The 23,455-nt window shown below is 60.4% G+C and carries 24 protein-coding genes; 13 read left to right on the forward strand and 11 right to left on the reverse strand.

Features of this window, described 5'->3' with window-relative positions:
* Positions 1-2 precede the first annotated feature (2 nt).
* The 3 genes from BLO49_RS02770 to BLO49_RS02775 all read left to right on the forward strand — a co-directional run bounded on the left by BLO49_RS02770 (position 3) and on the right by BLO49_RS02775 (position 2,493).
* The gene (locus BLO49_RS02770) at positions 3-509 is read left to right on the forward strand and encodes a type II toxin-antitoxin system VapC family toxin (protein WP_090643890.1); all 507 of its coding nucleotides are present in this window, start codon (positions 3-5) and stop codon (positions 507-509) included.
* The gene (locus tag BLO49_RS18115; RefSeq protein ID WP_181444850.1) at positions 482-676 is read left to right on the forward strand and encodes a hypothetical protein; all 195 of its coding nucleotides are present in this window, start codon (positions 482-484) and stop codon (positions 674-676) included. The genes BLO49_RS02770 and BLO49_RS18115 overlap by 28 nt, the downstream gene beginning before the upstream one ends.
* A 248-nt stretch (positions 677-924) precedes the next feature.
* Complete coding sequence (locus BLO49_RS02775; protein ID WP_090643893.1) at positions 925-2,493, forward strand: inorganic phosphate transporter; 1,569 nt, start codon at positions 925-927, stop codon at positions 2,491-2,493.
* 255 nt (positions 2,494-2,748) lie between these two features.
* Here BLO49_RS02775 and BLO49_RS02780 read toward each other — a convergent pair whose 3' ends face one another.
* The 7 genes from BLO49_RS02780 to cyoA form a co-directional block, all read right to left on the reverse strand.
* Positions 2,749-4,122, reverse strand: a complete 1,374-nt coding sequence (locus BLO49_RS02780; protein WP_090643895.1) for an efflux transporter outer membrane subunit — start codon at positions 4,120-4,122, stop codon at positions 2,749-2,751.
* Entirely contained in the window at positions 4,119-5,228 is a 1,110-nt protein-coding gene (locus tag BLO49_RS02785; protein WP_090643898.1) for an HlyD family secretion protein, read from the reverse strand. Before BLO49_RS02785 ends, BLO49_RS02780 begins: the two co-directional genes overlap by 4 nt.
* Positions 5,225-6,844: an MFS transporter gene (locus BLO49_RS02790; protein WP_181444851.1), complete on the reverse strand. Its 1,620-nt coding sequence runs from the start codon at positions 6,842-6,844 to the stop codon at positions 5,225-5,227. The genes BLO49_RS02785 and BLO49_RS02790 overlap by 4 nt, the downstream gene beginning before the upstream one ends.
* Before the next feature lie 171 nt (positions 6,845-7,015).
* Positions 7,016-7,447: a cytochrome o ubiquinol oxidase subunit IV gene (cyoD, locus tag BLO49_RS02795; protein ID WP_220083689.1), complete on the reverse strand. Its 432-nt coding sequence runs from the start codon at positions 7,445-7,447 to the stop codon at positions 7,016-7,018.
* Complete coding sequence (cyoC, locus tag BLO49_RS02800; RefSeq protein WP_090643900.1) at positions 7,447-8,103, reverse strand: cytochrome o ubiquinol oxidase subunit III; 657 nt, start codon at positions 8,101-8,103, stop codon at positions 7,447-7,449. Before cyoC ends, cyoD begins: the two co-directional genes overlap by 1 nt.
* A 2-nt stretch (positions 8,104-8,105) precedes the next feature.
* Positions 8,106-10,154, reverse strand: coding sequence for a cytochrome o ubiquinol oxidase subunit I (gene cyoB / locus BLO49_RS02805; protein WP_220083690.1), 2,049 nt, complete (start codon positions 10,152-10,154; stop codon positions 8,106-8,108).
* 6 nt (positions 10,155-10,160) lie between these two features.
* Positions 10,161-11,204 (reverse strand): ubiquinol oxidase subunit II, encoded by a 1,044-nt coding sequence (gene cyoA, locus BLO49_RS02810; RefSeq protein WP_425388793.1) that lies wholly within the window; start codon positions 11,202-11,204, stop codon positions 10,161-10,163.
* 409 nt (positions 11,205-11,613) lie between these two features.
* Between cyoA and BLO49_RS02815 the strand changes: the two genes are divergently transcribed.
* Complete coding sequence (locus tag BLO49_RS02815; RefSeq protein WP_090643906.1) at positions 11,614-12,078, forward strand: hypothetical protein; 465 nt, start codon at positions 11,614-11,616, stop codon at positions 12,076-12,078.
* 57 nt (positions 12,079-12,135) lie between these two features.
* Here BLO49_RS02815 and BLO49_RS02820 read toward each other — a convergent pair whose 3' ends face one another.
* On the reverse strand, positions 12,136-12,867 hold the full coding sequence (locus BLO49_RS02820) for an SURF1 family protein (protein WP_220083691.1): 732 nt from the start codon (positions 12,865-12,867) through the stop codon (positions 12,136-12,138).
* 96 nt (positions 12,868-12,963) lie between these two features.
* Between BLO49_RS02820 and BLO49_RS02825 the strand changes: the two genes are divergently transcribed.
* The 4 genes from BLO49_RS02825 to BLO49_RS02840 all read left to right on the forward strand — a co-directional run bounded on the left by BLO49_RS02825 (position 12,964) and on the right by BLO49_RS02840 (position 15,494).
* Entirely contained in the window at positions 12,964-13,680 is a 717-nt protein-coding gene (locus BLO49_RS02825) for a 2OG-Fe dioxygenase family protein (RefSeq protein ID WP_090643911.1), read from the forward strand.
* A gap of 50 nt (positions 13,681-13,730) precedes the next feature.
* Entirely contained in the window at positions 13,731-14,945 is a 1,215-nt protein-coding gene (locus BLO49_RS02830) for a DUF5009 domain-containing protein (protein WP_090643913.1), read from the forward strand.
* A 127-nt stretch (positions 14,946-15,072) separates the two neighbouring features.
* A complete protein-coding gene (locus tag BLO49_RS02835; RefSeq protein ID WP_090643915.1) occupies positions 15,073-15,303 on the forward strand; it encodes a hypothetical protein in 231 nt (76 codons plus the stop codon).
* Positions 15,300-15,494 (forward strand): hypothetical protein, encoded by a 195-nt coding sequence (locus BLO49_RS02840; protein WP_090643918.1) that lies wholly within the window; start codon positions 15,300-15,302, stop codon positions 15,492-15,494. The genes BLO49_RS02835 and BLO49_RS02840 overlap by 4 nt, the downstream gene beginning before the upstream one ends.
* Here the strand turns inward: BLO49_RS02840 and BLO49_RS02845 are convergent.
* Positions 15,491-15,955, reverse strand: coding sequence for an Lrp/AsnC family transcriptional regulator (locus BLO49_RS02845; protein ID WP_090643921.1), 465 nt, complete (start codon positions 15,953-15,955; stop codon positions 15,491-15,493). The two genes, BLO49_RS02840 and BLO49_RS02845, sit on opposite strands and share 4 nt — an antisense overlap.
* A 127-nt stretch (positions 15,956-16,082) precedes the next feature.
* Here BLO49_RS02845 and BLO49_RS02850 point away from each other — a divergent pair, with 127 nt between their 5' ends.
* Together BLO49_RS02850 and BLO49_RS02855 are read left to right on the forward strand one after the other, a co-directional pair.
* Positions 16,083-16,820 (forward strand): aspartate/glutamate racemase family protein, encoded by a 738-nt coding sequence (locus BLO49_RS02850; RefSeq protein WP_090643923.1) that lies wholly within the window; start codon positions 16,083-16,085, stop codon positions 16,818-16,820.
* Between the two features lie 60 nt (positions 16,821-16,880).
* Positions 16,881-17,513, forward strand: coding sequence for a 2OG-Fe(II) oxygenase (locus tag BLO49_RS02855; RefSeq protein WP_090643925.1), 633 nt, complete (start codon positions 16,881-16,883; stop codon positions 17,511-17,513).
* Positions 17,514-17,548: 35 nt separating this feature from the next.
* On the opposite strand, the gene BLO49_RS02860 is transcribed toward BLO49_RS02855, so the two are convergent.
* Positions 17,549-18,388, reverse strand: a complete 840-nt coding sequence (locus BLO49_RS02860) for a hypothetical protein (protein ID WP_139159607.1) — start codon at positions 18,386-18,388, stop codon at positions 17,549-17,551.
* Positions 18,389-18,443: 55 nt separating this feature from the next.
* Between BLO49_RS02860 and BLO49_RS02865 the strand changes: the two genes are divergently transcribed.
* Together BLO49_RS02865 and BLO49_RS02870 are read left to right on the forward strand one after the other, a co-directional pair.
* Positions 18,444-19,043 carry an LOG family protein gene (locus BLO49_RS02865; protein WP_090646029.1) on the forward strand — a complete coding sequence of 200 codons (600 nt, stop codon included), beginning with the start codon at positions 18,444-18,446 and terminating at the stop codon, positions 19,041-19,043.
* On the forward strand, positions 19,044-19,745 hold the full coding sequence (locus BLO49_RS02870; protein WP_090643931.1) for a VIT1/CCC1 transporter family protein: 702 nt from the start codon (positions 19,044-19,046) through the stop codon (positions 19,743-19,745).
* Here the strand turns inward: BLO49_RS02870 and gltX are convergent.
* Complete coding sequence (gene gltX / locus BLO49_RS02875) at positions 19,742-21,082, reverse strand: glutamate--tRNA ligase (protein WP_090643933.1); 1,341 nt, start codon at positions 21,080-21,082, stop codon at positions 19,742-19,744. The two genes, BLO49_RS02870 and gltX, sit on opposite strands and share 4 nt — an antisense overlap.
* A 221-nt stretch (positions 21,083-21,303) precedes the next feature.
* Here gltX and BLO49_RS02880 point away from each other — a divergent pair, with 221 nt between their 5' ends.
* Positions 21,304-23,442 carry a putative bifunctional diguanylate cyclase/phosphodiesterase gene (locus tag BLO49_RS02880; protein WP_090643936.1) on the forward strand — a complete coding sequence of 713 codons (2,139 nt, stop codon included), beginning with the start codon at positions 21,304-21,306 and terminating at the stop codon, positions 23,440-23,442.
* The last annotated feature ends 13 nt before the right edge of the window (positions 23,443-23,455 follow it).

Raw genomic sequence — 23,455 nt, forward strand, 5'->3', positions numbered from 1 at the left:
CCATGTACCTGCTCGATACGCCCGTTATCACTGAACTGCGCAAGGCACGAACCGGTGGCTGCGATACCGGCGTCGCAACCTGGGCCGCCGGTATCGCTCGTCAGAATCTCTATATGTCGGCCTTAACCCTGCTCGAACTGGAAAACAGCGTTGGGAAAGCCGAGCGACGTGACAAGCTCCAGGCGGCGCCTCTGCGCGCCTGGCTGGATGAGCAGGTGATGAGCGCCTTCGACGGCCGAATCCTGTCCATAGACGCTGGCGTGGTAAAAAAGCGCGCTGCCATGGGCTATGTCGAATCCAAAAGCGAGCGCGATGCCCTGATGGCCGCCACGGCGCAGGCGCATGGCCTCGTCCTGGTCACGCGCAACGCTGCACACTTCAAAGCCGCCCGCATCAAGTTATTCAATCCCTGGGGCTACACGCCCGACACTGATGATGCAGAAGACGCCGACTGGCAGCAGGTGGCGCGCAGTGGCTCGCAATGGTTAAAAAGCCTGTTTTTGAGATAATCCTGGTTTTAATAGCGCGGAAGGCCGACCACAGCCCGCGCCTGGAACTGAAGGGCGAAGACAGCGCACTGTTCGAGACCCAGCACCCGCACGGCACCGAAGCCGACCAGTTTACCGTCGGCGACGCCCTGAAGCTGCGGCCAGAGCGGGTCTACGCCTACGCCTGACCCGTAAAATGTATTTTTTAAAGGCCGGACACGTTCCGGCCTTTAATCCGTGTGCGTCCTAAATGTTTTCCGCAAAGCCTTGAACCGACTAAGATCAACGCCAACCGCATTTTCGGAATTCAGAAAGTCCTTTGTTTCAAGGACTTCCCCAGACCGCCACCGTCACAAATCTGTCATAAAAACAAATCGACTCTTGCCGCCGCACCTGCCAAAGAGGCGCCACCGAAACCCCGGCAGAGACAGATTTCGTGACTTCCACGCCTCATACTGCAAAAGCCTCCGGCCTTTCCGCCGGACTGCTGTTCCTTATCCCGATCATCCTTGGGCTGCTCTATGTCGGCTGGAGCGTGCATCATGACGCCCTGTCAATCGGAGAGCCAATCACGCTGGGCGCCTTCCTTTTCCTTGGACTGGCTCTGCTGATCGCGTTCGGTTTCGAGTTCGTCAACGGCTTCCACGATACCGCCAATGCGGTCGCCACCGTCATCTACACCCATTCAATGAAGCCGCTCACGGCCGTCATCTGGTCAGGCGTGTTCAACTTTCTCGGTGTCCTGGCCTCGACCGGCGCCGTGGCCTACGGCATCGTCATGCTGCTGCCGGTCGAACTGATCCTCCAGGTCGGCACCGGCGCCGGCTACGCCATGATCTTCGCCCTGCTCATATCGGCCATCATCTGGAATCTTGGCACCTGGGCGCTGGGCATTCCCAACTCGTCCTCCCATGCCCTGATCGGCTCGATCATGGGCGTCGGCGTCGCCAACCAGTTGATGACCTCGGCCATGAACGCCACCTCCGGCATCGACTGGGCGCAGGCCATCAAGGTCGGCAAGGCGCTGATCTTCTCACCACTGATCGGTTTCGTCATTGCCGGACTTCTGCTGCTGGCGATGAAGGCCCTGATCCGCAATCCGAAGCTCTATGCGGCGCCGGAAAGCGAAGCCCCTCCGCCTTTATGGATACGCGCCACCCTGATCGCCGCCTGCACCGGGGTCTCCTTTGCCCACGGCGGCAACGACGGCCAGAAAGGCATGGGCCTGATCATGATCATCCTGATTGGCGTGGCGCCCGCCACCTATGCCCTCAACCGCGGCCTGCCCGATACCGCCCAGCCAGCCTATATGACGCAGCTTGATGCCGGCGCCCAGGCCTTTGCCAGCCGTGCCAATGGCGCCACGGTGCCGACACTTGATATCGCCCGCAGCGCCGTCAATGCCGCCGTGCGCAACCGGCGCATCGATACGCCCGATCTCTATGGCGCCCTGGCCCAGATGACCAGCCATATCGAGGACGAAATCACATCTCAGGGCGCCCTGCGCAATGTCCCCTCTGCCGACATGCCACAACTGCGTAACGATATGTACCTGGTCAATGCCGCAGTCAGCATCCTGAAGAACGATAAAACAGCCCCGGCTGCCCTGTCCGGCCTGCAATCCGCCCTGAACGACATGACGCGCTATATCCCCGGCTGGGTGAAGGTGGCTACGGCCCTGGCGCTGGGCCTGGGCACCATGGTCGGCTGGAAGCGCATTGTCGTCACGGTCGGCGAAAAGATCGGCAATTCCAAGATGACCTACGCGCAAGGCGCTTCCGCCGGCATCGTCTCGGCCGTCACCATCTTCGCCGCCGAACGCCTGGGCCTGCCGGTTTCGACCACCCATATCCTTTCTGGCGCCGTAGCCGGCACCATGACCGCCAACCGCTCCGGCCTGCAAACCTCGACCCTGCGCGGCATTACCCTGGCCTGGGTGCTGACCCTGCCGGCCACCATCGTCATTTCCGGCGCGCTGTACTTTATTTTCCGGCAGTTTCTGTGATCTGAACTTTTGCAGGCTGGCTTGATCCTCGCCGTTCAAGAAAGTAAGGGAATCCACAGATTGCACAGATTAACACAGATTTTTCAGTGTCCTAACGACCACCCACAGCGTATGGAAATGCGAAAAAAGCTGCCGCTTCGCGCCATTCAATGTTCGGAACACATGCAATGCCTGATGATAATGCACTGAAAAATCTGTGTTAATCTGTGCAATCTGTGGATTCACTTCTTACTCCTGCTCCATAAGGCGAAAGTGTCAGGGATTAGAGACCACCCCACCGCCGACGGCCTGATAAAGCCCGACAATAGCATTGAGATGATCGGCCTGAGCCTGGATCAGGTTCAGTTGCGCCCCCAGCAAGGCCCGTTGGGCGTCGATCTGTTCGAGATAGGGCGAATAACCGGCCCTGTAGCGATTGCCGGCCAGCCGGTAAACCTCCGCCAGCGATGCCGTCTGATCCGTTAAAATCAATTGTTGCGCATGGATTCGGTCGACGGCCGCCAGGGAGTCCTCGACCTCGCGGAAGGCATTCAGCGCCGCCTTCTTGTAAGCAAAGGCCGCCTGATCGCGCCGTGAGGCCGCTGCCCCGGCCTGGGCTTTCAGACGCCCGCCCTGAAACAGGGGCTGGACGATATTGCCGCCAAGCGAGAAGACATCATAGCCATGCGGCAGGAGATCGGAGGTGGCGTAACCGCCGGAGGCCGTCAGGCGGATGGTCGGCATAAAGGCCGCCCGCGCCACATCGAGCGAGCGATCGGCGGCGACGATCTGCGCTTCCGCCTGCGCCACATCCGGACGCTGACGCAGCAGGTCGGCCGGCAGGGACACCGGCGCCACAGGCACAGCCAGGTCGGTCAGAGCCGCACCGCGCTCGATCACGCGCGGATTATCCCCCAGCAAGATGCTCAGTGCATCTTCCTGGCGGCGGATGGCCAGTTCGACCGCCGGAATCAACTGTTGCGCGGCACTGTATTCGGCCTGGGCCTGCTGCAATTCCAGTTTCGGACTGTAGCCGGTATCGGCGCGGTGACGGGCCGCCGCCAGGGCCTGTTCGCGCGTGGTCAGGGTTTCTTGCAAAAGGGCCAGACGCGCATCAAGCGCGCGCAGGGTGATATAACCACTAGCCGTCGCCCCGGCCACACTGAGCCGCGCCGCTTCGTGGCCATATTGAGACGCCTGCAAGGTCGCATAAGCGGCTTTGGATGTGTTGCGCAGACGACCAAAAAGATCCGCCTCATAAGACAGCGGCAAATCCGCTTCGCCCGCCGTCTGGGTCACGGGCCGCCCGGTCACCGCGGATATCGACCGGGAATAGGCGCCCGCACCGCTGGCATTCAGCGAAGGCAACAGCGCCCCTTCCGCCGCCTGATAACCGTAACGGGCCTCCGCCACGCGAGCGGCGGCGATCGCGAGGTCGCTGTTATTGGCCAGCGCCGTCTCGACCAGGCGATCAAGCACCGGATCGTTAAACGCGCGCCACCACTCCCGGTCGGTCGGCGCCGGTGTGGCGGTTACCTCCCGCCAGCTTCCCGACGGCGTCACCTGCGCATTGACCGGCGCCTCCGGACGCGGTCCGGCACAAGCGGTCAGTGCGATGCACGCCACGACCAGCAGCAGCACCGGCTTCATTGCGTCACCTTCGCATGACTGGCGACATGGGTTTCCACCGACATGCCCGGCCGCAGGCGCTCCGCCAGTGTCTGGCCGGGATCGATGCGGATACGGATACCGATGCGCTGCGGGATCTTGACGAAATTGCCCGTGCCGTTGTCGGTGCGGATCACGGAAAACTCCGATCCAGCGGCCGGCGACAGGCGCTCGACATGGCCGTTGATCTTCGCACCGCCCAGGGCATCCACCGTCATGACTACGGGCTGTCCTACCGCCATGCGCGCGGTCTGAGCCTCCTTGTAATTGGCGATGACCCAGCGGTCCGGCGGCACCAGCGACAACAGTTGCGTGCCATTGGTGACATATTGCCCGACGCGCACCCCGATCTCGCCCAGTTGTCCGGCTTCGGGCGCGCGGATCACCGTATTGCTGAGGTCGATCTCGGCCAGTTTCAGTTGTGCGCGTGCCGCCTCGACCTGCGCCGCCAATCCGCCACGCCCGACCTCGACCGTGCGGATATCCTGCTGCGATATCTCCCCCGCCGCCTTTGCCTGATTGACCTGTGCTTCCGCCGCGCGCAGCGCCGCAAGGGTCGAATCCCGCTCGCGCAGCGAGACCGAGCCGTCCCCCACCAGTTCATCCACGCGCTTCATATCGGCCTGGGCCCGCAGAAGCTGGGCCTGGGCGCCGGCCAGGGATGCCGCCTGCCCTTGCGCCGCCGCGGCCCGCGAGGCCCGCGCCTGCTCGGAATTGGCCAGGCTCGCTTCCGCCGCCGCCAGACTGGCCCGAGCCGCCGCCACGCGCTGCTGGTAGATGCGATCGTCGATACGCGCCAGCACCTGACCAGCCTGCACGGTTTCGTAGTCCTTGACCGCCACCTCGGTGACATAGCCGCTGACCTGCGGCGCGATCACGGTCGTGCGTCCGCGGACATAGGCGTTCTGCGTCACCTGATCGCCGCCTGTAAAAGGCGGCAGGTTCCAGGCCCACAGGATCAGCAACAAGGCGACCACGGCCAGCACGGCAAAGAAGGCCAGCACAATATTCGGCCGCTGCGGCGGATGCCAGTGACGCGGCGCCTCGTCCGGAGCCTGGGTTTGAGTGGGGTTCACAGCGTCGGTCATACGGCCGCCTTTGCAGTGGGGGAGGATAAAGCCAGGGCCTGTTTGCGGTCCGCCAGCCGTTTGAGGATTATCAGGTAACCAATATAAACGGCCGTCAGGATGGCGATGACCATGACCAGCCGTGCCACGTCATTGAAGGCCGCCACATTGGCCTCGCGCGAAACGACCTGCGCAAGGGAGATAATCCCTCCTTGTACGCGCGCCGCCACCGCCGGATCACCGGCCAGCAGATGACTGTACATCGACTGGCTGTGCGCCCGCGCCTGAATGACCTGATAGGTGCTGAGGAGCGCTGAACCCGCCAGACCGCCGATATTCTGCGACAGGCCGAACATGACGCTGAAACTGACGATAAAGCCCTTGCCCTGCTCCAGCACCTTGCCGAAACCGAACAGAAGCGCCGGCCCGATGAAGAAGGTCGAGCCAAAGGCCAGGATCGCCTGTGACAGGTAAAGCTGCGGTGGTCGCGTCAGACTGGAAGAAAAACTGTCAAGCCACGCGCCAAACGCGATGATCAGCGAGGCCGCGATGATCATGTAGGGAATGCGCGGCGCTTTGAGCAGCACAGCGCTGGCCAGGGTGCCGCCAATCATGGCGAACAGGATGACGGTGAAGAGGCCATGTAACTGGTCATTGTTCAGCCCGCCAACGGTCAGCAGACCGAGCGTGCCATAGGTCTGTTCGCTCAGCGCCAGCCGCACCAGCATGGCGACGATGCAAAAGCGCAGGATGTCCCGACTGCCGATCCAGCGCAGATGAAGCAGCGGATTGGTGCGCCTGTATTCAATGAAGCCGACAAGAAAGAACAGGATAACGGACACCGCCAGGGCCCAGCCAAGCCACGGCGTATCGGTCCACCACAGGCTGCGCCCCATGACGAGGGAGACCGACAGCAGAAGCATGGCCGGCAGAAACAGCGCGAAGGTCAGGGCATCAAGCGGATCGAAAGATGCCACCTTGTCGGTCGGCGGCAGACGCACCAGATTGGCGCCAGCCGAGGCTGCCAGGGCCAGCCCCAGTTCGATCATGTGTATAGTCTGCTGGCCATTGACCAGCAGTTGCTCGACCGGCAGCAGGCGGGCGATCGGCGTCGCCAATTGCGGCAGCCCCACCGCGAAGACGATGGCCAGCGGCCGGAATTTCGCCGGGAAGACCTGCATCAGGTTATAGATGACCAGGGATGACATGCCCGCCGCGAGGAACCCGCCGGCGGCGCGCGCCACGATGGCCAGACTGAAACTCGGCCACAGCAGTTCGCTGAAAACCAGCACTATATAGGGCCACAGCAGGGCCCGCATGACCGGCGGAATGCCGAACCGCATCCGCGCCTTGATCAGCAAGAGGTTGGCCGATGCATTGAAGGCCACATAAACGGCCAGCAGCCAGGTCACCTCGGTCGCCGTTACCCCCATCGCTCCGGCCAGAGGCTGCGTGTTGACGCTGACAATAGCGTTGGACAGGCTGGCCGCCATGGCCATGATGATGGCCACAATCACATAGCCCACCTTGCGCCGGATGGGATGGCTCGGGGCATAAGGCGAGCCGGGCATGGTCGGCCGCTCGTGCGGCGCGAACACGTAGTCACCATTCGTCGGTTTGCGGGCCTGTTTGCGCATGACGAAGACATCGTCCTAGAGCGTGGATGAAAGGCGGGACTTTAAGACGCGAAAATCTGGAGACTCGAATATGTTTAACGCAGCTTAACCGCCAATTTCCTAACGGCCGCTAAATAAAAAGCCCATCCGTAGCGTTACGAATGGGCTTTCAAAGGTGAGTTGTACAGGTTCTTATTCGACCGGCATCATGCCAGGCATCATGTTGGTGTTCAGGTGGTACATGACCCAAAGCGAACCGATCACCAGAATGCCGACGATCAGAACAGTGAAAATGAAGGCGGAATTGTTCCACGTCTGGCTCGACGATGTATTCATGTGCAGGAAGAAGTAGAGATGCACCAGGATCTGCACCACACCGATGGCGACGACGACCGGGATCAGGGTCGCGGCCGGCATCATGTGCGCCATGGTCAGGCCGAAGGGAATGGCCGTCAGGATCACCGACAGGATGAAGCCGATGACATAGGACTTGACCGTGCCGTGACCGGCCGTGTCGTGGTGGGCGTCATGATGCGCCACCTCGGCATGGGTCTGGTCGGTATCGACCGGCTTTGCGTGGGGGGAACGCGCCTTCCTGGGCTTTGCGTTATCGGGCGTACTCATCAGGCGGCTCCCATGAGATAGACGATCGTGAAGACACCGATCCAGATGATATCAAGGAAATGCCAGAACAGGCTCAAGGACATTAGGCGGATGCGGTTGGCGGGGGTCAGGCCGCGCTTGAACAGGTGAACGAACATGACACCCATCCAGATCAGGCCGGAGGTGACGTGCAGGCCGTGCGTGCCGACCAGGGTGAAGAAGGCCGACAGGAAGGCCGAACGGTCGGGACCGGCGCCCTCCTCGATCAGCTTGATGAATTCATGGATTTCCATACCCATGAAGCCGAGGCCGCACAGGGCGGTGACCGCCAGCCAGCCGATGACCGCCTTGAGCTTGTTGGCTTCCATGCTGATCATAGCCAGGCCGTAGGTCAGTGAGGAAATCAGCAGCAGCGCCGTTTCCACCGCCACGTAAGGCAGGTCGAAAATCTCACGGCCATTGGGGCCACCGGCGGTATTGCCTTTCAGGACGGCATAGGTGGCGAAAATCGACGCAAACAGGATGCAGTCGCTCATCAGGTAGATCCAGAAGCCAAGCGTGACTTTCGGACCTTCGTCATGATGATCGCCGGCGTGATGGGCGTCGTTCGGATTGTGGTCGTAGGCGGAATCGATCTGGTTTTCGTAACCCGCCACAGGATTGATGGTCTTGCTCATACTTATTGTTCCGCCTTCTTGAGATTGGCGAAGTGCGCGTCTTCGATCGCCTTGACCTCATCGGCCGGCACGTAATAGTCGCGGTTTTCATTGAAGGTGTGGACAATGCCCAGGCCGATCATGACCAGCAGGGCGCCGCTCGCCATCCACCAGATGTGCCAGACCAGACCGAAACCCAGGCCCGCACTGACAATGCCGATCAGGAAGCCCGTGGGCGTATTGTGCGGCATGTGGATGGGCTCGTAAGCTTTCGGCTGCACATAGGCGGTGCCGGTCTGCTTGGCGTCCCAGAAGGCGTCGTGGTTGCCGATCTTCGGCAGGACGGCGAAGTTATAGAAGGGCGGCGGCGAGGACGTGGCCCATTCCAGGGTACGGCCATCCCACGGATCGCCCGTCAGGTCGCGCAGTTCGTCGCGCTTCCAGATGGAATAGACGATCTGGACAAGCTGGGCGATGATGCCGACGAAGATCAGCAGCGCGCCGCAGAGGGCCACGATCAGGTAAACGTGCCACACGGGATTGTTGACGTAGTCCAGGCGGCGGGTCATGCCCATCAGGCCCAGCGCATAGATCGGCAGGAAGGCAATCCAGAAGCCGATCAGCCAGCACCAGAAGCTGACCTTGCCAATGCCGGCGTGCAGCTTGAAGCCGAACGCTTTCGGGAACCAGTAGTTCAGGCCGGCAAGGCAGCCGAAGACGACACCGCCGATGATGACATTGTGGAAGTGGGCGATCAGGAAGACTGAGTTGTGCAGCACGAAGTCGGCGCCCGGCACGGCCAGAAGCACACCGGTCATCCCGCCGATCACGAAGGTGATGATAAAGCCGAGAGTCCACATCATGGGCAGCTCAAGACGGATTCGGCCGCGATACATGGTGAAGAGCCAGTTGAAGATCTTCACACCCGTAGGGATCGAGATAACCATGGTCGAGATGCCGAAGAAGGCGTTGACATTGGCACCCGCGCCCATGGTGAAGAAGTGGTGCAGCCACACGAGGAATGACAGGACACCGATGGCGGCGGTGGCGTAGACCATGCCGTCATAACCGAACAGGCGCTTGCGTGAGAAGGTGGCGACCACTTCCGAGAACACGCCGAAGGCCGGCAGGATCAGGATATAGACTTCCGGGTGTCCCCAGGCCCAGATGAGGTTGACGTACATCATCGGATTGCCGCCGCCGTCATTGGTGAAGAAGTGCATCCCCAGATAACGGTCGGCGCCCAGAAGGGCCAGGGTGACGGTCAGGATCGGAAAGACCGCGACGATCAGAACGTTGGCGACCAGGGTGGTCCAGGTAAAGACCGGCATACGCATCAGGGTCATGCCCGGCGCGCGCATCTTGAAGATGGTGGTGATCAGGTTCACCCCCGAAAGCAGCGTGCCCAGGCCGGATATCTGCAGCGCCCAGATGTAGTAATCCACCCCTACCCCTGGTGAGAATTCAAGCTCCGAGAACGGCGGATAGGCCAGCCAGCCGGCGTGCGAAAATTCACCGACTACCAGCGAGACATTGATCAGGATGGCGCCCGCAGCGGTCAGCCAGAAGCTCATGCTGTTCAGGTACGGGAAGGCCACGTCACGCGCGCCGATCTGCAGCGGCATGACCACGTTCATCAGGCCGATGACGAAGGGCATGGCCATGAAAAAGATCATGATGACGCCGTGGGCCGAGAAAATCTGGTCGAAGTGGTCGGGCGGCAGGTAGCCGGCGCCGCCATTGGAGGCCAGAGCCTGCTGGCTGCGCATCATCAGGGCATCGGCAAAACCGCGCAGCAGCATGATCAGTGCCAGAATGATGTACATGGCGCCGATCTTCTTGTGGTCGACGCTCGTCAGCCATTCGGTCCAGAGGTATTTCCACTGCTTGAAATAGGTGATCAGGCCGAGGACGAGAATGGCGCCGCCCACCATGCCAGCACCGGCCACCATGATTATTGGCTCATGCCAGGGCACCGAATCGAGCCGCAACTTGCCGAACAGGAATTCGACAAGCGGCGAAGCGTCGGCCGTTGAAGCCGCGTGAGCGGCGGGTTCTGCTTGCGTTAACATATGATACTAGCTCTTGTGCGCGCCAGATGACTGGAGAAGGGTTTGGGGAGTAATGGCCGCTTGAGCGACCGCCGGCTTCACGGCTTTGACTTGCGGTGCTTCACCCGGCTTGCATTGGGCGGCGCCCGGCGCCAGATCCTTCATCATTGCCATGTTGTGGGCGTCGTCCGTGCACAGACCGCCGGTGGCGCAGTTGTTGAGGATCTTGTGGAACAGGTCCGGCTCGACCGAGGCATAATAGGCGGGCCTGAAGGCCAGATCGCGCTTGGCGATCTGCGCGTAGGCGGCGGTATCCAGCGAGGTCTGCGAGGCTTGCGCCTTCGCCACCCACGCCTTGAAGCCGGCATCATCCATGGCCAGGGCCTGGAACTTCATGCCGGCGAAGCCATGGCCGCTGTAATTGGCCGAAATGCCGTCATAGCTGCCCGGATGATCGGCGCGCAGCGAAAGCTGGGTTTCCATGCCGGTCATGGTGTAGATCTGCGAACCGAGTTGCGGGATGAAGAAGGAGTTCATCACCGTGGCCGAGGTCAGCTTGAAATGGACCGGCGTACCGACCGGCATGGCCATCTCGTTGACCGTGGCGATATTGTATTCGGGATAGATGAACAGCCATTTCCAGTCGAGCGACACGACCTCGACCTCGATCGGCTTGACGTTTGCCTTCGTCTCGTGCGGCGCCAGCGGCGCACGAGGATCCAGTTCGTGCGTTGAAACCCACGTCACGGCACCCAGGGCGAGAATGATCAGGGTCGGGATCGCCCAGACCACCGCCTCGATGCGGTTGGAATGCTCGAAATCCGGGGCGTAGGTGGCCTTCTTGTTTGACGCGCGGTAACGCCAGGCGAACCAGACCGTCATGAAAATGACCGGCACGACTGGAATCAGCATCAGCAGCGTGGCCAGGATGATCAGGTCTTTTTCCTGCATCCCGACGGGCCCCTTCGGGTCCATCACGACCATGTTACAGCCGGACAAGAAAGCCGCGCCCGCAATCAGGCTGCCCGCGAAAAAGGCGCGCGTTATTGTGCGCCGCAAAATAGAAGACAAGGAAACGCTCCGCTTGGAAAATACGGCCTGGTGAGGGCGCGTCGACTGACGATCCAAAGGGTTCACAGGATTAAACCTAAATCACACAAAGGAGTTGGCACACTCTTCGCGCTTATTGTTGCGAAGATTCCGACGCGTAAACAGGAATTTCATACCTGTCGCAAGGGGCACATTGTCGCACCGCCGCATTTATTTTTTCGCATTTGCGTTAAAAAACGAGGTTATTTAACGCCCTCAGGACTGACAAAAAAGTCAAATAACCGTGACCTCAAAACGTGATGCTCGCGTAAAACAGCAAATTTTCGTTAAGCAAAAATTTGAAAAAGGCGTTGCAATATCCCAATTATGCGATAGCGTGAGATAAATTGACGCAGGCGTTAAATTTAATTGACGTGAAGGAATTTAAAGTATGGAAGTGACTAAAGCCTATCCGCGTGTCTATCAGTTTGGACCGGTTTTCAAATCCCTTCTTCTGGCCGGTGCCCTGGCGCTTATCGTCATGGGTGTGACCGGTGCGATACAATCCTATACGCATATGCACGGCGTTGTCGCCCAGTTCGGCGGCATCCTGCTCAGCCTGATTCCGATTGCCGCGGCCCTGTTCGGCACGCCGATGGTCTGGCGCTGCAAGCTGTCGCTGTATGAAGATCGCCTGGAATATAATGGCCTGGTGATCGATGCCGTGATCCGCAAGTCGGATATCATCGACAGCCTGATGCCAGCGCCGCAATACGGCATGTTCCAGATCTTCCTGACCCTCGCGGGCCATCCGTTCAAGCGCCTGCACCTTGCCGTGCTGGGCCATATGGATGACGCGATCGAACGTTGGGTCAATGGCCTGCCCCATGCCGAACCGGTCAAGGTTCGCATCTGAACCAAGCCACAGAAAATCGAACGGCCGCCGATGATCCGGCGGCCGTTTTTATTTGGCCTAGTCGCTCTCCGGTTTGCGGAACCACAACAGCCAGACCGATACGGCGATCAGCATCGCCGCCAGGGAAAACCAGGTGATGGCGTACATGAGGTGGCTGTTGGGGAATTTCACCACAGTCAGCCCGCCCTTTGGCCAGCCACCCGGATTGGGCGTGGCGTCGGCATCGATAAAATAGGGCGCGACGGCACCGATATGGCGGCTTTGGGCAATGGCGGCGATATCGCGGCGATACCAGGCATCACGCGCCGGATCATTGGCCTGCTGGAGGAACCAGCCCTTGCTTTCCGGCATTCGCAGAAGGCCGGTTATGGTGACCTCTCCATCGGTTTGCGCTTCAGGCCGCGTCGCTGGCGCGCGCTTGTCCATGAGTACGAAACCTCGGTTGATATAGACGATACTGCCGTCATCCCGCTTCAGCGGCGTCATCACCCAGTAACCGGCGCCATAGTCTGACAAGGTATAGACCTGGGCTTCGGCCGCATTCATCAACCGGCCGCGCAGGATGACGTGGCGATATTCGTCATCGGCCCTGTTGACCCGCGGCCAGTCGGCCAACCGGGGCGCCTGGACCGCCGGCGCGGCCACGCGCGCATTGACCCGCGTGATCAGATCGGTCTTCCACGCCAGCCTCTGCACCTGCCATGCACCAAGCGCCAGGAACAGGGCGATGGCCGCCACGGTCAGACAGCCGAACAGGAGCGACGACAGGGTGATTTTACGAGTGGACATGGCACGCCTCATGACTATGGGCGCCCTCCTATCACAAACCGGCCGCGACAGGACATCACATTGCTTTTCCGATTGAAGCGGTCCAGAGAGGACGACATGACGGATAATGCCCCTGCCCTACCCGACCTGCGCCAAAAACTGACGGAAGACGGGCATATCTTCGCTCCGCGCGCTGTCACGCAATCCCTTCTGCCACCGGACTTTGCCGGATACTGGCCAGCTTTGGCGGCCTCATGGGACGATCTGGGCCCAGATCGCTTCATGGCCGATGGCGGCCGCTACCGCAAACGCCGCCACGCCGTTTTCAGCCTTTCCTTCGGCACATTCGCCCGCCAGGCGCACCAACCGCACTACCAGAGCCGCGACTACAACATGCTGAATGGCGGCGTCCAACGCTGGTTCGATCCCGTGACCGAGGCCACCGCCGCCAATCCGGCCTTCCGCGCCCTGCTCGATCTTTGCCGCGACCTCTTCAATGCGGCCGCTTCGGACTGGCGCGTTGAAATCCACCAGTTCCGCATCGAGGCGGCGCCGGATGGAACCGGCCAGCCAACACCGGAAGGGATGCACCGTGACGGCGTTGACTGGGTGGCGGTCATCCTGGTCGATCGCCTGAATGTTGGCGAAGGCGTCACCGCCATCTGCGGTCCAGGCCGACTGCCCCTCGGCACATTTACCCTGACCGATCCGCTCGACGCGGTCTTCCTCGACGACCACCGCGTCCTGCACGGCGTAACGCCGATCCACCGCCTGGATCAGGCAGCACCGGGCCACCGCGATGTTCTGGTCATTACCTTCCAGCGCCAGCCGTAGATTTGAGGCCGGGCTTGTCGAAACAGCCAGTCTCCTGTCATAGTCGCGTCATGGAGACGACTGAACCGCGCGCAGCCGCGCCCTCGGATAGTGTCACGCGTGTCGGCGCCATCGATCTGCTGCGCGCCCTGACCATGGTGCTGATGATCTTCGTCAACGACCTGTGGTCGCTGAAGGATATTCCCGCCTGGTTCGAACATGTGCCCCGCGGTGTCGATGGCATGGGGCTGGCCGATGTCGTTTTTCCAGCCTTTCTGTTTATTGTCGGCGTGTCCCTGCCCTTCGCCATCGACAGCCGCAGGGCAAAAGGTGACAGCGATCCTCAACTTGTCCGGCATGTGATCGGCCGATCAATCGCCCTGCTGGTCATGGGCGTTTTCTTCGTCAATGGCGAAACCATCAATGCCGGCGCCACCGGCATGACGACGCTCGTCTGGGACGCCGTATGCAGCGTCGCCTTTATCCTGATCTGGAATGCCTACCCCAGGACCATGCCGCAATGGGGACAGTGGGGACTTAAGACCACCGGCATCGTCATCCTGCTTGTCCTGGCCTTCATTTACCGGGGTAGCGAAGATGGGAATCTCGATCGGTTCGCGCCGCACTGGTGGGGCATACTCGGCCTGATCGGCTGGGCCTATCTGGTGGCGGCGCTGGTGACCGTATTCGCGCGCGGCCGCTTGGCCATACTTACCAGCGCCTGGGCGGCTTTCAGCCTGCTGAGCCTGGCCTGGGCTGCCGGGTTGGTTCCGGCACCTCTGCGCCTCATCCCCGAACCGATCATCGACGGCACCATGACGGCCCTCAGCCTCGGCGGCGTGGTCATCGCGCGCCTGTTCCAGATATTTCAGGGCAAAAACGAAAACCTGCGCATGACACTGGTGTTTGCCGTCATCGCCGCGCTTCTGATCACCTTGTCCATCTATACCCGGCAATTCTGGGGACTGTCCAAACTGGCCGCCACGCCGGCCTGGCTGTTCCTGTGCAGCGCCTTCACCCTGATCGCCTTCACCGGACTTTACTGGATCAGCGATATGGCTCGAAAAGCGCATTGGTTCAACCCAGTGAAGCCCGCCGGCACCGATACGCTTCTGTGCTACCTGATGCCGGCCTTTCTGTATCTGGCTATGGATATGGTTTCGCTTGACCTGCCCGAACCGTTGCTGACCGGCGGCGGCGGCCTGGTCAAATCGCTGGTGTTCGCCCTGATCTGCGTCTGGATGGCCGGCGGCCTACGCAAGGCAGGCATACGCCTAAAATTATGACCCTCTCAGATAAAGCCATAATAAGCTTATTTATCGGCAGGCTTTTTACAATCACTGACTCGCCAGCCTATATTTTCCTTACCCTGTAAACCGCATCCTGAACTCGTTGTTCACAGCGAGTCACGCCATGCCCCGTACAGCTACATTCCATACCCGTAAACTTCAGCGCGGTGACGGCCGCGAACTGGTCGTATTTGAGAGCATAGTCGCTCTGTTGGCTCTGCTTCTGATCATTTCCGGCTTCACTCTTTATGTTGGCCACGCCTTCAGCCCGCCGGAAGACATCATGCCGAGCGGCACCGTAAAGGTCAGCACGCAAATACAGGCTGAACCACCCTTGAGCCTGGTGGAAACATGACCCATTCGCGCAGTTTCACGCCCCACATACTGGCGGCTTTTTTTGTCGCTGTTTTGCTGGCACTGGTTACCGCCAGCGCCTGGTCTCACGAACAGGCAGACCGGGCCGCGCAGGCGGCTGCCTCGAAAATAGATGTGCCAACCGATGAAGAAGCGCCCGTAACGGACGCCATCATCGAGACAACAAACTAGCTTGCATAGCCTGTCGGCACGGCCTGCTCATTTTTCAGTGTTTCCATCGAAATGTAGGCCGAAACATCGAACAGGTCGATCCGGCTGACCAAACGCTTATAGATGGCGTCATAGTGGGCGATATCCGTCACCACGATCTTGATGATATAATCGAGATTTCCCGCCAGACGATGCACTTCCACGATTTCCGGGATATCTATCACGCCTGCCCGGAATCGTTCCAGCCAGTCCGCCGTATGATGCGCCGTCTTGAGCATGACAAAGACGGTTGTTGCGACATTCATGCGGGCGCGATCGAGCACCATGACATGGCGATCGATATATCCCTCTTCCCGCAGGCGCGTAATGCGGCGCGAGCAGGCGGAAGGCGACAGATTTACCCGTTCGGATAGGTCCGTCAGGGCCGAATCGGCATCGCGTTGCAACAGGTCGAGCAGTTTACGGTCACGATCATCAAGCATATCCAATATTGCATCAAAATCACCAAATGCGCAATTTATTTGCGCAAATTCAGCCTATATGTCGCCAATACGCGCGCCGTTTCCCCAACCTTCGCCATAAGATGAGAGTTCAGAAAAGGAGTTCGGAATGCGCAGGATCGGCTTGCTCGGGGGAATGAGCTGGGAAAGCACCGCCACCTATTACAAGCTTATCAATGAAGGCGTCCGCGAGGCGATGGGCGGGCTGGCCTCGGCCGATATCCTGTTGCGGTCACTCGATTTTCAGGCGGTGGTTGCTTTGCAAAAGGCCGATCGCTGGGACGAGGCCGCCCGCCTTCTGGGTGATGCCGCTCAGGGCCTGGAAGCCGCCGGCGCCGATTGCATCCTGATTTGCACCAACACCATGCATCTGGTGGCCGAACAGGTGGCCGCCAGTTGCGACATTCCCCTGATCCACATTATCGGCGAAACGGCCAGGGCGCTGAATGCCGCCGGTCATCGGCGCCCGCTCCTGCTGGCCACCCGCTACAGCATGGAACACGGTTTCTATGCCGAACATATGCGCCGCTATGGCCTGGACATCCTTATCCCTGACGCCGACGACCGAATGGCCTGCCACAACGCCATCTTTGACGAACTGTGCCAGGGCGTTGTCAGCGCTGGCGCCCGCCAGACCCTGATCGAGATGACCCGTCGCGGCGCCATGCGGGGCGCCGACAGCGTCATTCTGGGCTGCACCGAACTGGGCCTGAGTGTCGACGCTGCCTGTCTGCCCCTGCCCTGTTTCGATTCCACTCACATCCACGCCCAGGCGGCGGTCGATTTCGCCCTGGCGGCCGCGCCTGCCCTTCCGCGGCAATTCGTCATGGACGGCGCCTATATCTGAACCTTGCCGCTGCGTTTTCCGGCGTGCTATAACCCGGGCCTGCATTCTAAAGGTTTTGCCATGCTGCGTTATGACGCCATTGCCGCCACGCCGGCCTCAGACTATCCGTTCCGCAACCTGATCGGCGCCGATATCATGCCGCCTGAACTGGAACCCGATATCGCCCGCGATTTCCCGCAGATCGACAAGACTGGTTTCATGCGGCCGGAAGATTTTCCGATGGGGCCGTCATTTAAAATGCTGCTGGCAGAAGTCCGTGGCCCTGTATTCGCCAAGGCAATTGGTGAAAAGCTGGGCGTCAATCTGGTCGGCAAGCCCACCTGGGTAACCGTGCGCAAATGGTCAGCGCTGAAGGATGGCCGCCCGCATACAGATGGCGCCGACAAGCTCGCCTCGGCCCTCATCTATCTCAATCCCGAAGGCAGCAGCGGCGGCAATCTGCGTTTTCTCGAAGGCCCGGACCAAGCCGGTCCCGGCACCAAGGAAGTGAACCCCGGTTACGGCCATTTCATCGCCTTCCCGCGCCTCGATAATAGCTGGCACGGCCATACGCCTTTCGAGGGCGAGCGCCGGGTGGTGCAGATCGCGTGGCTGGTCAGTGAAGACGCGGTGGCGCGCAAGGCCAAGCGGCACGGCATTACCGAATTCCTCAAGAAGCTGTTCTCGAAGACCAAACAGGACGAGATGATGTAAGTGGGCGGACCTAACTGGTGTATTAAAGCAAAGCTTTAAAATACCAGCGTCGTCTGCATACCCCCGCCGGGCAAAACCCAGTCTACCCGCCAGCCGTCTTCAAAGCGCGCAATGCGATCGCTGTCGCCAGTGATGCGGGAATCCCTGAAATTGCGAACGTTTTCCTTCCCCCCCGCCACAACAGAGAGGGTATTTGCTGTTTCGCTTTCCGTCGGCGGTTCTATCTGCGTCGTGGCGGTATAAAACCCCCGGTCATCGCTGGTCGTCCGCGCCCGTATCTCGCCATTCAACACAACCTCAACAGGCGTCGTCGGCGCCACACGCCCCGCGATCGCTAAAGCGCCGGCGCGGTCATAATCGATCACGGCCACCGCTGTCAGGTCATTGAAAAGGGCCAGGCTGGGCGCGCCCGGCCGTATCAGAACCGCCTTATCCGGTGCGCCGGTCGGAATAAACAGCCGACCATCGGCGTGCATCGACCGGCCGCTGTCCTCCGTCGACAAATCGAAAAGTCCACCATCGGGTCCGGACGGCAGTTCGGCACGGAACCGACCTTTGGAATCCGAAGTAACCCCGACAGCGCGGTTACCGGCATAGCTGAACCGCACCCGCGCATTGGGGATCGTCTGGCCTGTCACGACAAACATGTTGGAACCGGCCTGGTCAACACCGGTAATTTCAGGCGCGCGCCAGTAACCGGCGGCCTCAAGCGCGCTGGTCGCTTCCGTCGCCTTCGGCTTTTCCCCGCACCCGGCCACAACGGCCAGCAGGGCAAAACTCACGATATAACGGATATGGCGGGCACGGATCGGCGACATGCAGACATCATTATCCGTTTTCCCGCCTGACGAACAGAGGTCTGAATGGATTGCCATTCAGTTTTATTCGGATGACAATGCGAATCGCGCCGTTTCAAAGATTGATCTGTTTATGACCTCCTCCTCCTCCTCCGACATCCGTTCCGTCTGCGTTTATTGCGGCTCCTCCCTGGGCGCCAATCCGCTTTACCAACAGGCGGCGCGCGACCTGGGGCAAATTCTCGCCGGTGCCGGTCTGCGCCTGGTCTATGGCGGCGGCGGGGTTGGCCTGATGGGAGAAACCGCCCGCGCCGTGCATGAGTCCGGCGGCGAGGTCCTTGGCATCATGCCGAAATTCCTGCAGTCGCGCGAAAGCGTTTTCGGCGAGGTCGAAACGCGCATTGTCGATAACATGCACGAACGAAAGATGATGATGTTCGAGGAGGCCGACGCCTTCGTTGTCGTTCCCGGCGGCGTCGGCACGCTGGAAGAGGCTATCGAACTGATGTCATGGCGGCGCCTGGACCTCCACAGAAAGCCGGTCATCTTCCTGAACACCAACGGCTATTGGGAGCCGTTCTTCACCCTGATACGCCATACCGAAGCGGAAGGCTTCACCCCCTCCGCCTTCCTTGATACCTATCTCAGCGTCGATACGGTCGAAGAGGTTTTGCCGGCCATCGCCCGTGCCGGGACGCATACGGTCAATATCGATACACGCAGAGTGGTCTGAATGACACGTTCGCATAAGGCTTCAGAATTACATTTCATTTCGCGGATCGGCTGGCTGCGCGCCGCGGTTCTCGGCGCCAATGACGGCATCATCTCCACCGCCAGCCTGATCGTCGGGGTGGCCGCCAGCCCGGCCGATAAAAGCGCCATCCTGCTGACGGGTATCGCGGCCCTGGTCGCTGGCTCGCTTTCGATGGCCGCCGGCGAATATGTCTCGGTCAGTTCGCAGGCCGATACAGAAGCCGCCGATATTGCCCGCGAAACCCAGGAATTGAAGGATTTTCCCGAGGCCGAGGCCGAGGAACTGACCCAGATCTATGTCGCTCGTGGCCTGGAAGAACCGCTCGCCCGGCAGGTGGCCGAACAACTGATGAAGACGGATGCCCTGAAAGCTCATACCCGCGACGAGCTGGGCTTTTCCGAGCATACCGAGGCCAAGCCGATCCAGGCGGCCCTGACCTCGGCCGTCACCTTCGCGTCCGGTGCCATCCTGCCGCTGCTGGCCATGTGGCTGAGCCCGCGCCCGCTAATCGTATGGATCGTGGCGGCCTGTGCCATTATTTTTCTGGCCACCCTGGGCGCGCTGGGTGCCGTGGCCGGTGGATCGAACCTCGGCAAGGCCGTCTTCCGCGTCACCTTCTGGGGCGCAATTGCTCTGGGCGTCACCGCCGGCATCGGCAAGCTGTTCGGCGCGGTCGTTTAACCTTGTAGCCGCTTCGCAATCTTGTCCCGGCCGATCAGGAAGCTCAAGGCCCCCATGTCCGGACCATGATCCATGCCGGTCAGGGCCTGGCGCAGCGGCATGAAGAGCGCCTTGCCCTTGGCGCCCGTCGCTTCCTTGATTGCCCCAGACCAGACGGACCAGCTATCGCGGCCATATTCAGCCGGCAGCAGTTCCAGGGCCTTGGCGGCAAAAGCCGCATCCTCGATTTTCGGCGTGATATCGCCACCAATGATCTGCGCCCAGTCCGTCACTTCCGCGAACTTGTGCAGGTTCATCTTAACCGTGTCCCAGAACAGTTCACCCAGATCGGCATTCAGAGCTTCAAGGCGCGGCTTGGCCTCAGTGTAAGGCATGTTTTGCAGCACCTGGGCATTGAGGCGCATCAGGTCGTCGAAATCATAACGCGCCGGCGCGCGCCCCATCTTGTCGAAATCCTGGCCTTCCACCAGCGCCATCAGCGAGGGCGCGGCTTCCAATGCGTCCGAAGTGCCGATCTTCGCCAGGTGCGAGGTGATGGCCAGAGGCTCCAGGCCGTCCTCGCGCATCTGCGAGATCGACATAGAGCCAAGGCGTTTGGAAAGCCCCTCACCATCCGCGCCGACCAGCAGTGGCATATGAGCAAAGACCGGCAGCGGCGAACCGCCAAAGAAAGCGGACAGGGCCTCGAAAATTTCCAGTTGCGTACCGGTATTGGCGACGTGATCTTCCCCGCGAATGACGTGGGTAATCTTCATGTCGATATCATCCACGACCGACGGCAAGGTATAGAGGAAGGCGCCGTCCTCGCGGATCAGCACCGGATCCGACATCGAGGTCGTATCGACTTCACAGTGGCCGCGCACCAGGTCTTCCCAGACCACGCGCTTGCCATCCAGCTTGAATCGCCAGTGCGGCTTGCGCCCCTCGGCCTCAAAGGCAGCTTTTTCGGCATCGGTCAGATTGAGCGCGGCGCGGTCATAAACCGGCGGCAGGCCACGCGACAACTGCACCTTGCGGCGACGGTCCAGTTCGTCGGCGGTTTCATAGCAGGCATAGAGGCGGTCATCGGCCTTCAGGGCATCAGCGCACTTCTGGTAGATATCGAAGCGCTTCGACTGATTGTAGCGCTCGCCCCATTCCAGGCCCAGCCACTTCAGGTCGGTTTCGATCAGGTCTTCATTTTCCTTGGTCGAGCGCTCCAGGTCGGTATCATCGATCCGCAGCACGAAAACACCCTGATGCTTCTGCGCAAAAAGCCAGTTCTGGATGGCGGCGCGCACGTTTCCGGCATGGATGCGGCCGGTGGGTGAAGGGGCAAAACGAACCTTGACGGTCATAGGACAGGTCTCTTAGTCAAAAAAGGAGCCTTCCCTTACCCCTCCCCGCTCGATTTGAAAAGGCTTTGATGCAAACAGGGTAAACGGCGGTTAGGAACGATGACAGGCCCGTCAATCTTTTATGACATCAAGCGCTGGTTAAGGTCTTACCGCTAACCCGCTGCCAGGGCGCAAAAAACAGCGCCGGGTTAGGTGTCACGTTCAAGTAAGGCGCAGCTTATATGCAGAAGGCTCTGTGCATTTCCGATATTACCGATCGTATCGATCCGGTATCGCCGCAATGCTCTAATTCCACCCTTTATGAAACGTTCCGCGATGAATCCGATCTGATGGTCGTCGCCGTGGCCGATGAAGCCGGGCGCGTCCTCGGCCTGATCGAACGCCACGCCTTCAACCTGACCATGGCCGGCGAATATGGCCGCGCCCTCTATGGCAACAAGCCGGTCACCACCCTGATGGACCCGGCTCCCCTGCTGGTCGATATCGCCACGCCCCTGCGCGACTTCACCCGCACCACTCTCAGTGAACGCCCGTCGGAACTGATGCGCGGCTTCATCGCCACCTGTGGCGGCCGCTATGCCGGCGTCGGCACCTCGCTGTCGGTTCTGAAAGCGATCAGCGCCGACCTGCACCAGTCGCTTGGCCGGCAGCAGGAAATGACCAACGACCTGATCCGCCTGAGCAGCGAATCCCAGCGCCACCAGACCTTCCTCAACATGGTCATCCAGAACATCCCCGCCATGGTTCTGGTCAAGAACGCCGCCGACCAGAAGATCGTCCTGCTCAACAGCGTCGGCGAGGACATGCTCAACGTCTCCAGTAATATTGTCGTCGGTAAATCCAGCGGCGACTTCATGACCGCTGAACGCGCCGCCCTTTACAACACCTATGACCAGATCGCCCTGCAAAGCGATGAGACCATCATGCTCAAGGAAGAGCATGTCACCGACGCCCATGGCCGCCAGCGTGTCATCCAACTCAAGAAAACGGTCCTGCGGACCCTCTCCGGTGAGGCCGACTGCATACTGACCCTGGGCATAGACCTGACCGAGCAAAAGCAGGCCGAGGCCCGCATCGCCCATCTGGCGCACTATGACCCATTGACCGGACTGGCCAACCGCGCCCTGTTCACCCGTGAAATGGATGCCGCCCTGAGCCGTGTTCAGCGCCATGACCGCAAGGTGGCGCTGCTTTGCCTCGATCTTGACCGCTTCAAGGCGATCAACGATTCCTATGGCCACCTGACTGGCGACCAGTTGCTGACTGAAGTGGCCGAACGCCTGCGCGGCTGCGTGCGCAAGAGCGATATCATCGCCCGCATGGGCGGCGATGAATTCACCATTATCCAGGACATCGACACGCCTGAGGATGCGCAACACCTGGCGGGGCGGATTGTCGATGCCCTGAAACTGCCCGTTATTGTCAATGAAACGGCCCTTGAGGTCGGCGTCAGCATCGGCATTGCATTAGCGCCCGCCGACGGCATGGACGCCAACAACCTGCTGTCGCGTGCCGATCTGGCCATGTATCGCGTCAAGGCCGAGGGGCGCAACGGCTGGTGTTTTTATCGTCCGGAAATGGATGCACAATTACAAAGCCGCATCGAGATGGAGCAGGACCTGAAGGCCGCCCTCGCCGGCAACCAGTTCCAACTCTATTATCAGCCCCTGCTCAATCTCGACAGCGGTCAGGTCGTCTCGTTCGAGGCTTTGTTGCGCTGGCACCACCCAACACGCAGCATGGTCTCGCCGGCAGAATTCATTCCGCTGGCGGAGGAATGCGGCCTGATTGGGCAGCTTGGCGAATGGGTACTGAACGAAGCGACCCGAACAGCCGCCCGCTGGCCGCAAGACTGGCGCGTCGCGGTCAATATCTCGCCGCTCCAGTTCCGCCACAAGTCGCTGGTTAATCTCGTCAAAAAAGCGCTGAAGGCCTCCGGCCTGCCACCGACGCGCCTGGAGTTGGAAATCACCGAAAGCGTCATCCTCGAAGACGAAACCCACAACCTCGCCATCCTCAATGCCATTCGGGCGCTTGGCGTTCGCATCGCCATGGATGATTTCGGCACCGGCTATTCGTCACTGAGCTACCTGCGCACCTTCCCGTTCGACAAGATCAAGATCGACCAGTCATTTGTCCGCGACCTGCCGCACGACAAGAACGCTCTATCGATCGTCAGGGCCATTACCGACATGGCGCAGTCGCTTAACGTACTGATCACGGCGGAAGGCGTCGAAACCGAGGCCCAGATGGAGGCGCTCAAGGCATTGAATTGCGGTGAGGCGCAAGGTTATTTCATCGGCCGTCCGGCGCCTGTCATCGATGCCTATATTCAGCCGATGATCAGGTACGGGACATAAAACAAGCGCCGGA

The organism is Asticcacaulis taihuensis, from assembly GCF_900100255.1.
Taxonomy (GTDB): domain Bacteria; phylum Pseudomonadota; class Alphaproteobacteria; order Caulobacterales; family Caulobacteraceae; genus Asticcacaulis; species Asticcacaulis taihuensis.

What these genes read in the sequence shown, in the direction of transcription:
- BLO49_RS02850 (WP_090643923.1), top strand. Translation starts at nt 16,083, where the DNA reads ATGCGCAGGATCGGCTTGCTCGGGGGAATGAGCTGGGAAAGCACCGCC.
- cyoD (WP_220083689.1), bottom strand. Translation starts at nt 7,447, where the DNA reads ATGAGTACGCCCGATAACGCAAAGCCCAGGAAGGCGCGTTCCCCCCAC.
- BLO49_RS18115 (WP_181444850.1), top strand. Translation starts at nt 482, where the DNA reads ATGGTTAAAAAGCCTGTTTTTGAGATAATCCTGGTTTTAATAGCGCGG.
- cyoC (WP_090643900.1), bottom strand. Translation starts at nt 8,103, where the DNA reads ATGAGCAAGACCATCAATCCTGTGGCGGGTTACGAAAACCAGATCGAT.
- BLO49_RS02790 (WP_181444851.1), bottom strand. Translation starts at nt 6,844, where the DNA reads ATGCGCAAACAGGCCCGCAAACCGACGAATGGTGACTACGTGTTCGCG.
- gltX (WP_090643933.1), bottom strand. Translation starts at nt 21,082, where the DNA reads ATGACCGTCAAGGTTCGTTTTGCCCCTTCACCCACCGGCCGCATCCAT.
- BLO49_RS02835 (WP_090643915.1), top strand. Translation starts at nt 15,073, where the DNA reads ATGCCCCGTACAGCTACATTCCATACCCGTAAACTTCAGCGCGGTGAC.
- BLO49_RS02840 (WP_090643918.1), top strand. Translation starts at nt 15,300, where the DNA reads ATGACCCATTCGCGCAGTTTCACGCCCCACATACTGGCGGCTTTTTTT.
- BLO49_RS02820 (WP_220083691.1), bottom strand. Translation starts at nt 12,867, where the DNA reads ATGTCCACTCGTAAAATCACCCTGTCGTCGCTCCTGTTCGGCTGTCTG.
- BLO49_RS02785 (WP_090643898.1), bottom strand. Translation starts at nt 5,228, where the DNA reads ATGACCGACGCTGTGAACCCCACTCAAACCCAGGCTCCGGACGAGGCG.
- BLO49_RS02860 (WP_139159607.1), bottom strand. Translation starts at nt 18,388, where the DNA reads ATGGCAATCCATTCAGACCTCTGTTCGTCAGGCGGGAAAACGGATAAT.
- BLO49_RS02815 (WP_090643906.1), top strand. Translation starts at nt 11,614, where the DNA reads ATGGAAGTGACTAAAGCCTATCCGCGTGTCTATCAGTTTGGACCGGTT.
- BLO49_RS02830 (WP_090643913.1), top strand. Translation starts at nt 13,731, where the DNA reads ATGGAGACGACTGAACCGCGCGCAGCCGCGCCCTCGGATAGTGTCACG.
- BLO49_RS02865 (WP_090646029.1), top strand. Translation starts at nt 18,444, where the DNA reads ATGACCTCCTCCTCCTCCTCCGACATCCGTTCCGTCTGCGTTTATTGC.
- BLO49_RS02845 (WP_090643921.1), bottom strand. Translation starts at nt 15,955, where the DNA reads ATGCTTGATGATCGTGACCGTAAACTGCTCGACCTGTTGCAACGCGAT.
- BLO49_RS02825 (WP_090643911.1), top strand. Translation starts at nt 12,964, where the DNA reads ATGACGGATAATGCCCCTGCCCTACCCGACCTGCGCCAAAAACTGACG.
- BLO49_RS02780 (WP_090643895.1), bottom strand. Translation starts at nt 4,122, where the DNA reads ATGAAGCCGGTGCTGCTGCTGGTCGTGGCGTGCATCGCACTGACCGCT.
- BLO49_RS02855 (WP_090643925.1), top strand. Translation starts at nt 16,881, where the DNA reads ATGCTGCGTTATGACGCCATTGCCGCCACGCCGGCCTCAGACTATCCG.
- BLO49_RS02880 (WP_090643936.1), top strand. Translation starts at nt 21,304, where the DNA reads ATGCAGAAGGCTCTGTGCATTTCCGATATTACCGATCGTATCGATCCG.
- cyoB (WP_220083690.1), bottom strand. Translation starts at nt 10,154, where the DNA reads ATGTTAACGCAAGCAGAACCCGCCGCTCACGCGGCTTCAACGGCCGAC.
- BLO49_RS02770 (WP_090643890.1), top strand. Translation starts at nt 3, where the DNA reads ATGTACCTGCTCGATACGCCCGTTATCACTGAACTGCGCAAGGCACGA.
- BLO49_RS02870 (WP_090643931.1), top strand. Translation starts at nt 19,044, where the DNA reads ATGACACGTTCGCATAAGGCTTCAGAATTACATTTCATTTCGCGGATC.